The following is a 13367-nucleotide window of genomic DNA, read 5'->3' as shown; positions in this document are numbered from 1 at the left end:
GCAGGTCGTTGGGGAACTGTAGGGTGTTGTTCGGAAAGGAATATTGACCGTCGTCAAGGGGGCGCCAGGGCCGATTTTCCGCCCTTCGGAGATGTACGCCAGGCGCGCATCTCCGACGATGTTTCAGCGCGTTCGCATGAGCACGACGAGCAGCGTCGCGCCCGCCAGCGCGGCGCCGGCGACGAAGGCCCAGGCGGCGCCGAACTGTTCCCACAGCAGGCCTGCCAGCGCGCTCGCGAGCAGCAGGCCGATGCCGCTGACGAGGTTGAAGACGCCGTAGGCGGTGCCGCGCAGCGCGGCGGGGGCGGTGTCCGCGATCATCGTGGCGAGCAGGCCCTGGCTCATGCCCATGTGCAGGCCCCATAGCGCGATGCCGGCGACCAGCCAGGGCCACTCGGCGCCTTGCGCCAGCGCGAGGTCCGCCGCGACCAGCACGACGAGGCCGAGCGCGAGCAGGCGCGCGTGGTTCATGCCGTCGGCGAGCCGGCCGAAGGGGTAGGCGGTGAGCGAATAGACGACGTTCATGCCGATCAGCACCAGCGGCGTGTACGCGACCGGCAGGCCGGCGTCGAGCGCGCGCAGCACGAGGAAGGCCTCGGAGAAGCGCGCCAGCGCAAACAGCGCGCCGATGCCGACGACCCACCAGTAGGCGCGAGGCAGCTGACGCAGGTTCTCGCGGCGGATCGGGTTGAGCACCGGTGTGCCGGGCGGGCGTTCGGGTTCGCGCACGCCGAAGAAGAGTAGCGCGACCGAGAGGAAGCCGGGGATGATCGCGACCCAGAACACCGCGCGGAAGTCGTTCGCCCACAGCAGCATCAGCCCCATCGCGAGCAGCGGGCCGAGGAATGCGCCGACGGTGTCGAGCGACTGGCGCAGGCCGAAGGCCGCCCCGCGCACTTCGGGCGGGGCGATGTCGGCCACCAGCGCATCGCGCGGCGCACCGCGGATGCCCTTGCCGACGCGGTCGATCAGGCGTGCGGCGAGCACCATGCCGGCACTCGTCGCCAGCGCGAACAGCGGCTTGGAGATCGCGCCGAGCCCGTAGCCCAGCACCGCGAGCGGCTTGCGCCTGCCCCAGTAGTCCGAGAGGGCGCCGGAGAAGACCTTGACGATCAGCGCGGTCGCTTCCGCCGCGCCTTCGATGAGGCCGACCGCGAGTGCGCCGGCGCCCAGCGAAGTGACGAGGAAGACCGGCAGCAGGCTGTGGATCAGCTCGGAGGAGACGTCCATCAACAGGCTGACGAAGCCGAGCATCCAGATCGCGGCCGGCAGTTTCGGTCGTGTGGAGGGGGCCGCGGGCGGGGCGTCTTGCATGGTCCGGTACCGGGTCGGGGCGTTGCCGGCATTCTGTCATGCAGCGCGAGGCAGTGAAATGACAGGCGCGAAATGTCGCAGATCAAGGAGACGCTCGGCAGCCTCGTCCAGAATCGGCGGCGGTTTGGTCCGCTTATCGGTTTCATCCCTTTGCCTGCGCTGCACCTGGATACCGTTCGGGCTGAGCCTGTCGAAGCCCTGACAGCCCTTCGACAAGCTCAGGGCGAACGGTCGTGTCTTTGATCGCTACCCCATTAGCCCTTCTCATGAAGCTCGTCTCCCACCCGTTCTGGCTCGTCGGATTCCGCCCCTTCTTCAGCCTCGCCTGCTTCGCCGGCCTGAGCCTGCCGCTACTGTGGGCGCTGATGTTCAGCGGCGCGCTGCCCGCACCGGTGGGGCGTTTCACCCCCGTGCAGTGGCACGCGCACGAGATGTTCTTCGGCTTCGGCTGGGCGGTGATGGGCGGCTTCCTGCTCACCGCGTCGAAGAACTGGGTGCAGATTCGCGGCTACCACGGTGCGGCGCTGATGTGGCTGGTCGCCGCATGGCTGTTCGAGCGCGCCGGCATGGCCTGGGGCGGGCAGTGGCCGGCCGCGCTGTTCTGGCTGTCGAACACCGTGTACCTCGGCTCCATCGTCGCGATGCTGCTGTGGACGCTGATCCGCTACCGCAGCCAGGACAGCTTCCGCGACAACTACTTCTTCCTCGTCGCGCTGCCGCTTTTCATCGCCGCGAAGCTGTTGATGCTGGGCGGCGACAGTTTTCAGTCCGGCGTGACGATGGCGGTCGGGCTCTTTCGCGTCGCCTTCCTCGTGATGCTCGAACGCACGCTGACGCAGTTCATGAAGGGCGTGTTCCAGGCGGAGATCCTGCGCCATCCGCTGCTGGACAACCCGATCAAGCTGACCGCGCTTTCCCTGGTCTTCGTCGCCTGGATGCCCAAGCCCATGGCAGGGGCCCTGCTGGTCGTGCTCGCCTTTCTCCTTGTCGCGCGTCTGGCCTTCTGGAAACCGCAGCTCGCGATGCGCCGGCTGGAGCTGGCGGTGATGTACCTCGGCTATGCGGCGATCGCCGTGCAGCTGCTGCTCGAATTCGTCGCCTTGCACGGGTCGCCGGGCTGGGTCGGCAGCCTGTCGGTGCACGTGTTCACGTTCGGCGTGATGGGGCTGATCATCCCCGCGATGCTGGTACGCATCTCGAAGGGGCATACGGGGCGCAAGGTCGTGTTCGACGCAGGCGACAAGCTCGTGCTGTGGATCATGATCGGCGCCTTCGTCGCGCGCGTCGTGCTGCCGCAGATCGTGCCGGGCATGTACACGGGATGGATCCACCTGGCGGCGACGGCATGGTTCGCGTGCTTCGCGATCCTCGGCTGGCGCTACATTCCCTTCCTGCTCGCGCCGCGCGTGGACGGCAAGGAGCACTGAGGCCGGATCAGTCCGCCCGCAGGTCCGCGTCGGTTGCGGGAAAGCGCCGCAGCACGGCCGGCGTGCGCGGCGCGACGAGGCGGGCGCGCAGCTGGCCGCAGCCGCCGTCGACGTCCTGGCCTGCCGACTGGCGTAGCTTGGTGAGCACGCCGCGTGCGTGCAGCCGGCGTGCGATCGCCTCCGCTTGTTCGCGTTCGGGGCGCGCAAAGCCGAAGCCTTCCACGTTGTTCCACGGGATCATGTTCATGATCGCGTACTTGCCCGCGAGCAGGCGCACGATGCCGTCGATCTCCGCGTCGGTGTCGTTGATGCCGGCGAGCAGCGTCCACTGGTACTGGATCGGATAGCCGGTCGCGCGGGCGTATTCCTCGCCGCGCTCGACCAGATCCTCCGGGCTGATGCGCGGGGCGCGCGGCAGCAGGTGTTCGCGCAGGTCGGCACGCGTCGTGTGCAGCGACAGCGCCAGTGCCGGCTTCACGCGCCCCTGCGGCAGGCGCTCGAACACGCGGTGGTCGCCCACCGTCGAGAACACCAGGTTCTTGTGACCGATGCCGCCCTCGGTGCCGAGGAAGTCGATCGCTTCCAGCACGTTGTCGATGTTGTGTGCCGGCTCGCCCATGCCCATGAACACGACCTTCTTCACGAAGCGGCGCGCGCGCGCGAGCACGACCTGGGCGACGATCTCGGCGCTGCCAAGCTGGCGGATGAGGCCGTCGCGGCCGGTCATGCAGAAGGTGCAGCCGACCGCGCAGCCGACCTGCGAGGACACGCACACGCCGTCGCGCGGCAGCAGCACGCTTTCCACCGACTGCCCGTCGGCGAGTTGCACCAGCAGGCGCGCCGAGCCGTCCTCGCCGGGATGCTCCGAGAGCACGCGCGCGAGCCCGTGCAGCTCCTCGCCCAGTGCCGGCAGGGCGGCGAGGATGCGCGGCGAGAGGAAGCCGTCCGCGCGCTTGCGGCCGCTGTCGAGCGGGCGCGCCTGGGCCCAGGCACGCAGGATCGCCTGTTCGTGGCAGGGCTTGGCGCCGAGGTCGCGCAGTCGCTGGCGGAGGTGTTCGATACGCATGGAGGGGGGGCGATGCGGGCCGGTGGCGCACATGAGCCGGGTCGGGCTGCCGCTTCCGGCTGGGTCGTTGCGGTGCACAAGAATCAAAAATTTTACACCCGTTCCCCCGGGTTTGCCGGGAAAACGCGCGGCGGAGTGATCTGGGTCACATTCAAATAAGAGAATAATTAAATGCGAATTTAATGCTGATAGAATGGCTCCAGATTTCGTATGCCCTTGGGTTTCCCGGGCTGCGACCTGGAAGCGGGCCGACGGGCAGGCGAAGACAGTTTCCGCAAACCGGAGTGTCACATCATGAAACCCCGTCAATTACTGTTCTCGATCCTTGCGACGAGTCTCCTCGGCGTCAGCTTCGGCGCCGCCGCGTACGACGCCGACTGGAAGCGCGGCCGCATCTACTACCGCAGCGTCTGCACCGCCTGTCATGCCGCCCAGGCGGGCGGCTCCATCGCTCCCAGCACGATGACGATGGCGCAGTGGGAGGGCTATCTGAAAGCGGACAAGCACGCCGCCGGCAAGGACTCGCTGAAGAAGTACGTCGGCAAGGACTACCGCGCCAGCATCCGCTCGCAGAACAAGGCGGCCGACAAGTTCGCCGACGTGCCCGATGCCGAGCTGTTCGAGGACATCAAGGCCTTCGTCATCAAGGGCGCCAAGGACGGCGACGCGCCGGCCAGCTGCAGCTGATCACCCGCCTCCACGCATTCCGGACCTTCGCCCGCGCTTGGCGCGGGACGAGTCCCTCATCGTTCAGGGAGCCATCATGAAACTCCGTCACACCCTGGCCTTCGCGGCCCTGCTGGCGGCGCTGGGCGCCGTTCCGCTGCAATCCTTGTCCGGCGCTGCGATCGCCGCCGACGCGCCCGCCGCTGCGGAGGCGAAGGCGGGCTGGTACAGCCGCATCGTCGATGCCGACTTCGTCGCCCGCTATGCGGTCCTGCCCAAGCCCGACGGCGTGCAGATCATCGACTCGCGCCCGACCGCGCGCAAGTACGATCCGGGCCACATCCCGACCGCGCTCAGCCTCCCCGACAGCCAGTTCGACAAGCTCGCCGACAAGCTGCCGCAGGACAAAGCCACGCTGCTGATCTTCTACTGCGACGGTCTCGAGTGCATGTTGAGCCACAACTCCGCCTTCCGCGCCGAGAAGCTCGGCTACACCGATATCCGCGTGTATGCGGCCGGTTTCCCTGACTGGGTGAAGAACGGCCACATGGCGGCGATCTCGGTGCCCCATCTCAAGAAGCTGATGGACGAGGGCGCCCCGATGGCGCTGGTCGATTCGCGGCCGAAGGAGCGCAAGTACGACAAGGGCCACATCCCAGGCGCGATCAGCCTGCCCGACTCGCAGTTCGACAAGCTCGTCGACCGCCTGCCCGCCGACAAGGCGAGCCCGCTGTACTTCTATTGCGAGGGCCTCACCTGCAGGCTGAGTTCGGATTCCGCCGCGAAGGCGGTGAAGCTCGGCTACACGCAGGTGAAGGTGGTGCCCGAGGGTTATCCGGAGTGGGAGCGCCTGTACGGCGCAGGCCCGACCGCCGAGGGCGCTGCGGCCGCCAAGCCCGTCATCCAGGCCGGCAAGGAGAGCGGAACGATCGCTGTCGCATCCTTCGAGAAGATCTACAAGGAGGCCCCCGACACGATCCACCTGATCGACGTGCGCGAGCCCAACGAGTTCGCCGCGGGCACCTTCAAGGGCGCGGTCAACGTCCCGGTCAATACGCTCGAGAAGCGCATCGACGAGCTGCCGGCCGACAAGCCCATCGTGTTCTTCTGCGGCGCGGGCGGGCGCAGCGGCGAGGCGCACGACATGGTGCAGCTCTACAAGCCCGCCCTGAAGACCTTCTTCCTCAACGCCGACATCAAGTGGGCGCGCGACGGCAGCTACACGATGGTCGAGAAGAACTAGCAAGCGGGGAATCGCCATGAAGACGAATCGAACGAATCGGCGTGCGCGCCCCTGGGCGGCCGCGTTGCTCGCCGCCGCGCTAGCCGGCGCCGCATTCCAGGGCGGGCCGGCGCTTGCGGCGACGAAGGCGAGCACCGCCGATCACACCAAGTTCAAGGAGCTGCAGCAGGGCTTCGCGTCCGGCCCCGATGTCACGAAGGCCTGCCTCATCTGCCACACGGAGGCGGCGAAGCAGGTGCACAACACCAAGCACTGGAGCTGGGAATTCCTCAATCCCGCGACCGACCAGAAGCTCGGCAAGAAGAACGTCATCAACAACTTCTGCATCTCGATCCCGTCGAACTACCCCTTCTGCACCAGCTGCCACGTCGGCTACGGCTGGAAGGACGCCAGCTTCGACTTCACCGCCGAGCAGAACGTCGACTGCCTGGTGTGCCATGACACCACCGGCAGCTATCGCAAGCTGCCGGGACTCGCCGGCCATCCGCCCTATCAGGACACCGAGATCCCGCCGGGATCGGGCAAGTTCGCGAAGGCGGTGGACCTGACCAAGGTCGCGCAGAAGGTCGGTCGCAGCAGCCGCGACACCTGCGGCACGTGCCACTTCTTCGGCGGCGGCGGCGACGGCGTCAAGCATGGCGACATGGACTCCTCGCTCGCGGCGCCGGACAAGGAGCTCGACGTGCACATGGACGCCACCGGGCTCGACTTCAGCTGTGGCACCTGCCACCGCACCTCGAGCCATGACGTGCCGGGCAGCCGCTACACGCCGGTCGCGCGCGACACCGAAGGCGCGCACATCCCCGGTCGCGCGGACGACTCGCTGCCGGCGACCTGTCCCGCGTGTCACGGCCAGGCGCCGCACAAGGGCGGCGGGCATGCGGCGAAGCTCAACGACCACACCGACGTCGTCGCCTGCCAGACCTGCCACATCCCGGAGATCGCACGCGGCGGGGTCGCGACCAAGATGAGCTGGGACTGGTCGACCGCAGGGCAGATGGGGCCGGACGGCAAGCCGATGCTGAAGAAGGATGAGGCGGGGCGGGTGATCTACGACTCCAAGAAGGGCGACTTTGTGCTCGGCGAGAACGTCGTGCCCGAGTACCGCTGGTTCAACGGCGAGGTCACCTACACGCTGCTGGGCGACAAGGTGGACAAGGACAGCGGTGTGACGCGCATCAACCGCCTCGGCGGCAGCGCGGACGACGGCAAGTCCCTGATCTGGCCGATGAAGGTGTTCGTCGGCGTGCAACCCTACGACCCGGTGAACCGCACCCTCGTCACCCCGCACACCGCGGGCAACGACGACACCGCGTACTGGAAGAACTTCGGCTGGGAAAAGGCCATCAAGACCGGCATGCAGGTCTCCGGTGCGCCGTTCTCGGGCGAGGTGGACTTCATCCGTACCGAGATGTCATGGCCGATCACACACATGGTCGCGCCCAAGGAGAACGCGGTGCGCTGCGCTGAATGCCACATGAGGGGCGGACGCCTGGAGAAGGTCGGAGGCGTGTATATCCCGGGTCGCGACGCCCATCCCCTCGTCGACCTGTTCGGCTGGCTGATGGCGGGCGGCGCGCTGCTGGGTGCGCTTGCGCACGGTGGGCTGCGCATCCTGCGTCGCAAGGGCTGAACGAAGAGCCAAGGAGAGATCACCATGGAACGCATCTACATCTTCAAGCGCTTCGAACGCTTCTGGCACTGGTCGCAGGCGCTGCTGATCATCCTGATGATGGTCACCGGCTTCGAGATCCACGGCACCTACACCCTGCTGGGCTACGGCGACGCCAGCGAGCTGCATACCAGTGCGGCCTGGGCGCTGATCGCGCTATGGGTGTTCGCGATCTTCTGGCACTTCACCACCGGAGAATGGCGCCAGTACATCCCGACGACGGAGAACCTCGTGGCGATGCTGCGCTACTACCTGAGCGGCATCTTCACGCATGCGCCGCACCCGTTCCGGCTGACGCAGCTGAGGAAGCACAACCCGCTGCAGCGCCTCGCCTACCTAAACGTGAAGCTGATGATCAATCCGCTGATCTGGCTGAGCGGGCTCGCCTATCTCTATTACAACGAGATCAACGCCGCCGGCCTCGGGCTCGACCTGGGCGTGGTTGCCGTGCTGCACACGATAGGCGCCTTCCTCATGCTCGGCTTCTTCATCGTGCATGTGTACGTGATCACCACAGGGCATACCTGGAGCAGCCATCTCAAGGCGATGATCACCGGCTGGGAGGAGATCGAGGATCCGCAGGCCGGCGCGAAGTCCTGAAGCGCGCTACACGTCGCTGTCCCCGGTGCCCTGCTTGCGGCCGCGCCGCAGCAGGGAGCCGAGCGATCGGCCGACCCGCTCCGGAAAGTGGCTGGAGACCCACGCGAAGACGCCGTATTTCAGCAGTTTTCCGGCCAGCATGGCGACGAACACGCCGGCGTAGTCCGGACGCAGTGCGCCGAAGAACATCAGCGCGGGGGTCTGCGGCAGCGGCGAGGCGGCGATCAGGAACAGTGCGGCCGTGCCGTAGCGCGTTCCCCAGTCGACCACCTGCGCCCACGACGGATCGGTCGCGAGCTCAGGAAAGCGCTCGTAGAGTTGCGTCCAGCCCAGATGGTGAAAAACCACCATCAGCACGGTCGCGCCGATCGCGCTGCCGAGCGCAGCAACACCCGTGATTGCGCGCCAGCGCCCCGCGGCCATCAATGTCGCGGGCACGACCACCGCGGTCACCGGCCAGGCCGCGGTCAGCGTGCCGACGAAGGACAGCGCGCTGCAGGCGAGCAGCAGGCGGTGCCCGGCCTCGGCGAAGCGCAGGATGCGATAGATCAGGGCTTCGATGCGGGCGACGAGCATGCGGGGAATTCGGCTGAAAGCGGGGTGAAAGAGCTGCGCGATTCGCCCCGTCAGCGTGTGCCCGCAGCGTCGGCCGGAATGCTGCAGGACTCGGCCGGGCAGTCGTCAGGGGGGGCGACGCCTGCCCGGCCGTCCATGCGGTGCCCCTCAGGCTGACAACCTGTCGTCCCCCGGGGCACTGACGCAGGGCGACAGTCGGCAATCGTGGCGGCGTCAGCCCAGTTCGATCGGCACGAAGATGCGCGCGTCGCCGCGCTGGATCAGCAGTGCGACGTGCTTGCCGGCGTCGGTGAGCTGCTTGCGCAGATCGTCCACGCGGTTCACGTGCTTGCCGTTCACCGCGAGGATCACGTCGCCTTCCTCGATGCCGGCGCGGGCTGCCGGACCGTATGAGTCTAGCACCAGAAGTCCGCCGCGCGTTTCGACCTCCTTCTGTTCGTCGGCCGTCAGCGGGCGCACCGATACGCCGAGGCGGCCGCCGTCATCCGGGGGCGTTTCGGCGGCGGCCACCTTCTCGGGTTGCTGCTCGCCGACGGTGACGGTGATCTCCTGCGCCTTGCGTTTGCGCCAGATCTCCAGCTTCGCCGGCTTGCCTGGGGTGACCACGGCGACGCGCGGCGGCAGCTCCGCGGACGAAGCGATCGCCTCGCCGTTGAATTTCAGCACGACGTCGCCCGGTTCGATCCCGGCCTCGGCCGCGGGGCTGCCGGGCTCGACATGGCTCACCAGCGCACCGCGCGCCACCGCCAGGCCGAACGAGTCGGCCAGGCCTTGGTTCAGGTCCTGGATCGCGATGCCCAGGCGCCCGCGCGTCACCTTGCCCTGCGCGAGCAGCTGATCCTTCACATGCGCCGCGACACTGATCGGAATCGCGAACGAGAGCCCCTGATAGCCGCCCGACTGGCTGTAGATCTGCGAATTGATGCCAACCACCTCGCCCTTCAGGTTGAGTAGCGGCCCGCCCGAGTTGCCGGGGTTGATCGCGACGTCCGTCTGGATGAAGGGCACGTAGCCCTCGTCGGGCAACGAGCGCGACTTTGCCGAGACGATGCCCGCCGTGACGCTGTTCTCGAAGCCGAAGGGCGAGCCGATCGCGAGCACCCAGTCGCCGACGCGGATGTCCGTGGGGTCGCCGAGCGGCACGGTCGGCAGGTCCTGCGCGTCGATGCGCAGCACCGCGATGTCGGTCGGCTTGTCGATGCCGATGACCTTGGCCGTGAACTCGCGCTTGTCGGTGAGCTTCACCGTGACATGGTCGGCGTTGGCGACGACGTGCGCGTTGGTGAGCACGATGCCGTCCGCGCTGACGATGAAGCCCGAGCCCTGGCCGTGCGTGATCTGCTCGCCGGGCTTGCCCTGCCCGCGCGGGGCGAAGCGGCGGAAGAACTCGGAAAACGGGTCGTCCGGGTCGAGCTGGCCGAAGGGCGTGCGACCGCGCGCGGCGGTCTTCACGGTGCCTTCGACGCTGATGTTCACGACCGCGGGGCCGTAGGAATCGACGATGCTGCCGAAGTCCGGCAGTGACGCGGCCGCGTACGGCTGCCCCCCCTTGCGCACGACCGTGGGGGTGGTCGCGGCGGGGGCCTGGTCCACGGAGCGGCCGATTTCATAGCCGCCCCACAGCGTCGCGGCAATCGCCGCGGCAATGACGGGTAACTTGAGCGCCTGTAGTGACATGATCTGTTTCCTCCCATCCCGCATGCACGGAGCGGGACGATGTTGGCACTCTACGGGCCTCTGACTTAAATCAAACTTAAGGGAATGCTGAATTTGCCCCGTTTCACGCGGGCGGGAATCCTACCGCGATGCGCAGGCCGCCCAGCGGGGAGGCGTTCAGGACGACGCGCGCATCGTGGCGCCGGGCGATGCTGTCGACGATCGCAAGGCCGAGTCCGCTGCCCGACTCCTGCTGGCCGGCGGGGCGATAGAAACGGTCGAGCACGCGGTCGCGCTCCTCGGGCGGGATGCCCGGTCCGCTGTCGTCGACGCGCAGCCAGTAGCGGCCATCGCTCTTGTTGACCGACACATCCACGCGGCCGCCGCGAGGCGTGTAGCGGATTGCGTTGTCGATCAGGTTGCCGGCCAGGGTGCGCAGCGCAGCCGGATCGCCCTGCGTCGCGAGCGCGTCGTCGAGCAGTTCGGCGCCGAGATCGATGCCGAGTTCGTGCGCGAGGGTGGTGTAGTCGGCGAGCGACTTGCGTGCGATGTCGGCGAGCACGACGCGCACCTGCGGTTTCGCCGCCCCCTCGCCGGGTTCCTGTCGGGCCAGCGTCAGCAACTGCTGCACGAGGTGCGCGGCGCGCGTCAGGCCGGTGCGCAGCTCTCCGAGCGCAGCGGTGCGTGTGGTTTCGTCGCGCGCCCGTTCGCACAGCTGCAGCTGGATCTGCAGCGCCGCGAGCGGCGTGCGCAGCTCGTGCGCGGCATCGGCGACGAAGGCGCGCTGGACGCTGATCGCCTGCCGCAATTGCTCGAGCAGTTCGTTGAGCGCCCGCACCAGCGGCTGCGCCTCGTCGGGAATGCCCTTCAGCGGCAGGGCGTCGAGCGAATCGGCGCGGCGCGTCGCCACCTCCTGCGCGAGCCGCTCGAGCGGGCGCAGGCCGCGGCCGACCAGATACCAGATCAGCGCGCCCAGGAGCGGCATCAGCGCCACCAGCGGGATCAGCGTGCGCAGCGCCGCGTGGGCGGCGAGGCGGCTGCGCACGGCCATCGGCTGGGCGATCTGGATCACGTGGTCGAGCAGCGGAATGGAATACACGCGCCAGTCGCCCTCGGAGGTCGTGACCGTCGTGTAGCCGAGCTGCGCGCGGGCCGGCAGCGCGGTGTGCGGGTGCGAGAGGTACAGGCGCACGCCGGTGTCGTCCCAGATCTGGATCACGAGGTCCAGCGACTCGTCGGGCGCTGCGAGGGGGGTGACATTCGGCTCCGCCAGGCGCCTGTCGCGCAGCGAGAGCGCGAACTGGCGCAGGTTGTAGTCCATCAGCGCGTCGATCTCGTTGTGCGCCATGCGGTAGGTCGCGATGCCGCCGATCGCGAACACCAGCACCAAGGCGCCGAGCAGCGAGAACAGCAGCGTGCGGCGCAGCGAGTTCATGGCCGCTCCGGCACGTAATAGCCGACGCCGCGCAGGTTGCGGATCCAGTCGGCGCCGAGCTTGCGACGCAGCGAATGGATATGCACCTCGACGGCGTTGCTGTCGACCTCTTCATCCCAGCCGTAGATGCGCTCCTCGATCTGGCTGCGCGACAGCGGCCGGCCGGGGTGTTCCAGCAGCGCCGACAGCAGCGCGAACTCGCGCGCCGAGAGCCGCACCGGCTCGCCCGCCAGCGTCACCGCGCGGCTCGCGGGATCGACCTGCAGCGCACCCAGCGTCACGAGCGGGTTGGCCTGCCCGCGCTGGCGGCGCAGCAGCGCCCGCACGCGCGCGGAGAGTTCGTCGAGGTCGAAGGGCTTGACGAGGTAGTCATCCGCGCCGGCGTCCAGCCCGCGGATGCGGTCGGCGACGGCATCGCGTGCCGTGAGCACGAGCACGGGCATCGCGTGGCCGGCCGTGCGCAGGCGCTGCAGTAGCTCGATGCCGTCGCGGCGCGGCAGGCCGATGTCGAGCAGCAGCAGGTCGTAGGGGTTGTCGCGCGCCGCGAGTTCGCCGGCCACGCCGTCGCGCACCCAGTCGACCGCATAGCCGTCCTCGCGCAGCGCCTGCTGCACGCCGGCACCGATCATCGCGTCATCTTCGATCAGGAGCAGTCTCATGGTGGCGTAGGGTGGGGCGGCGGACGCCTTTGAAACATTCTATGCGATTGCACTGCCGCACATCGAGGCACTACGCTACGCTTGCCGTTGCGCCCGCCTGCCCGGCGTCATGGGCCGCCCACCTTTTCGACCGGATGTCCGCCATGTTCCGTCTTCTTCGCTGCTTGCCGATCATGCTCGCCTTGTCCTGGGGCCAGGGTACTGCGGCGCTCGAGGACGCGGCGGCGGTCGCGGACAAGGACGTGCGCGTCGAGCGCAACGTGGGCGGTTTCACCGTCGACATGCTCGCCCACGCGCCGGTCAACCAGGCACTGGCGTGGGAGGTACTGACCGATTTCGAGCACATGGCGGCTTTCGTGCCAAACCTCAAGACGAGCCGTGTGTCCGAGCGCGGCGATGCCTTCGTGCGCGTGCACCAGACCGGAACCGCCCGCTACGGCATGTTCTGGACGAATTTCGAATCGGTGCGCGAGATCCGCTTCTCCCCGCCGAACGAAATCCGCGCGCAGGGCGTCGGGGGCAACATGAAGCGGATGGAAAGCGTGATGCGGCTGGAGGCCGAGCCGGGCGGCACGCTGCTGCGCTATCACGCCGAAGTTCAGCCCGACGTCTGGCTGCCGCCGCTGCTCGGCCCATCCTTCGTGCGCCACGAGACCGCCGAACAGTTCTCGGCGATCATCCGCGAAATGGTCCGGCGGCAGTGAGGACCTCCGCCGGATTGTGATGTTTTCTTAATCCTGCGGGAGATGGCGCTTAATGCTCGCAGGCACAGACTCTCCTCACGACGCAACCGTCGTCACCAACCGTACAGGAGAGTCACCATGAACCCGAAATACATCAAGGCCCTGATCGCTGCGAGCGCCGCAGCCTTTGCGCTGTCCGCTTCCGCTTCCGCTGCCGCTCCGGCCGATGCTGCAGCCCCCGCCGACCAGGGCGCTGCCGCCGCCCCGGCGAAGAAGGCCCCCACGCACAAGAAGGCGACGCACAAGAAGGTTGCTGCGAAGAAATCCGCAGCCAAGGCGACGGCGCCTGCCGCCAACTGATCGTCGCGGT

13 protein-coding genes are annotated in these 13367 nt (G+C 67.9%); 7 read left to right on the top strand and 6 right to left on the bottom strand.

Going from position 1 to position 13367, the window contains the following annotated elements; genetic code table 11:
• Nucleotides 1-123: 123 nt before the first annotated feature.
• Nucleotides 124-1314, bottom strand: coding sequence for an MFS transporter (locus U5817_RS19580; RefSeq protein ID WP_407278507.1), 1191 nt, complete (start codon nucleotides 1312-1314; stop codon nucleotides 124-126).
• Between the two features lie 266 nt (nucleotides 1315-1580).
• Between U5817_RS19580 and U5817_RS19575 the strand changes: the two genes are divergently transcribed.
• Entirely contained in the window at nucleotides 1581-2741 is a 1161-nt protein-coding gene (locus U5817_RS19575; RefSeq protein ID WP_407278506.1) for an NnrS family protein, read from the top strand.
• A 7-nt stretch (nucleotides 2742-2748) separates the two neighbouring features.
• On the opposite strand, the gene U5817_RS19570 is transcribed toward U5817_RS19575, so the two are convergent.
• Nucleotides 2749-3807, bottom strand: a complete 1059-nt coding sequence (locus U5817_RS19570; RefSeq protein WP_169126193.1) for an RNA methyltransferase — start codon at nucleotides 3805-3807, stop codon at nucleotides 2749-2751.
• 294 nt (nucleotides 3808-4101) lie between these two features.
• Between U5817_RS19570 and U5817_RS19565 the strand changes: the two genes are divergently transcribed.
• From U5817_RS19565 to U5817_RS19550, 4 genes are all read left to right on the top strand, one after another.
• Nucleotides 4102-4494: a hypothetical protein gene (locus U5817_RS19565; RefSeq protein WP_169126194.1), complete on the top strand. Its 393-nt coding sequence runs from the start codon at nucleotides 4102-4104 to the stop codon at nucleotides 4492-4494.
• A gap of 76 nt (nucleotides 4495-4570) precedes the next feature.
• Entirely contained in the window at nucleotides 4571-5716 is a 1146-nt protein-coding gene (locus U5817_RS19560; protein ID WP_169126195.1) for a rhodanese-like domain-containing protein, read from the top strand.
• Nucleotides 5717-5732: 16 nt separating this feature from the next.
• Nucleotides 5733-7349 carry a tetrathionate reductase family octaheme c-type cytochrome gene (locus tag U5817_RS19555; protein WP_169126196.1) on the top strand — a complete coding sequence of 539 codons (1617 nt, stop codon included), beginning with the start codon at nucleotides 5733-5735 and terminating at the stop codon, nucleotides 7347-7349.
• Between the two features lie 24 nt (nucleotides 7350-7373).
• Nucleotides 7374-7988 (top strand): cytochrome b/b6 domain-containing protein, encoded by a 615-nt coding sequence (locus U5817_RS19550; RefSeq protein ID WP_169126197.1) that lies wholly within the window; start codon nucleotides 7374-7376, stop codon nucleotides 7986-7988.
• Nucleotides 7989-7994: 6 nt separating this feature from the next.
• Here the strand turns inward: U5817_RS19550 and U5817_RS19545 are convergent, their stop codons facing one another.
• The 4 genes from U5817_RS19545 to U5817_RS19530 form a co-directional block, all read right to left on the bottom strand.
• The gene (locus U5817_RS19545) at nucleotides 7995-8564 is read right to left on the bottom strand and encodes a hypothetical protein (RefSeq protein ID WP_407278505.1); all 570 of its coding nucleotides are present in this window, start codon (nucleotides 8562-8564) and stop codon (nucleotides 7995-7997) included.
• 213 nt (nucleotides 8565-8777) lie between these two features.
• The gene (locus U5817_RS19540; protein ID WP_407278504.1) at nucleotides 8778-10241 is read right to left on the bottom strand and encodes a DegQ family serine endoprotease; all 1464 of its coding nucleotides are present in this window, start codon (nucleotides 10239-10241) and stop codon (nucleotides 8778-8780) included.
• A gap of 103 nt (nucleotides 10242-10344) precedes the next feature.
• Nucleotides 10345-11655 (bottom strand): ATP-binding protein, encoded by a 1311-nt coding sequence (locus U5817_RS19535; protein WP_169126200.1) that lies wholly within the window; start codon nucleotides 11653-11655, stop codon nucleotides 10345-10347.
• Nucleotides 11652-12314, bottom strand: a complete 663-nt coding sequence (locus tag U5817_RS19530; protein WP_169126201.1) for a response regulator — start codon at nucleotides 12312-12314, stop codon at nucleotides 11652-11654. Before U5817_RS19530 ends, U5817_RS19535 begins: the two co-directional genes overlap by 4 nt.
• 143 nt (nucleotides 12315-12457) lie before the next feature.
• On the opposite strand from U5817_RS19530, the gene U5817_RS19525 reads away from it, so the two are divergent.
• Nucleotides 12458-13018, top strand: coding sequence for an SRPBCC family protein (locus U5817_RS19525; protein ID WP_407278502.1), 561 nt, complete (start codon nucleotides 12458-12460; stop codon nucleotides 13016-13018).
• Between the two features lie 117 nt (nucleotides 13019-13135).
• A complete protein-coding gene (locus U5817_RS19520) occupies nucleotides 13136-13357 on the top strand; it encodes a hypothetical protein (RefSeq protein ID WP_407278501.1) in 222 nt (73 codons plus the stop codon).
• Nucleotides 13358-13367: the final 10 nt, after the last annotated feature.

The sequence above is a fragment of the Aromatoleum evansii genome (assembly GCF_045689615.1).
Lineage (GTDB): Bacteria > Pseudomonadota > Gammaproteobacteria > Burkholderiales > Rhodocyclaceae > Aromatoleum > Aromatoleum evansii.
This window is presented reverse-complemented; position numbering and strand designations above follow the sequence as displayed.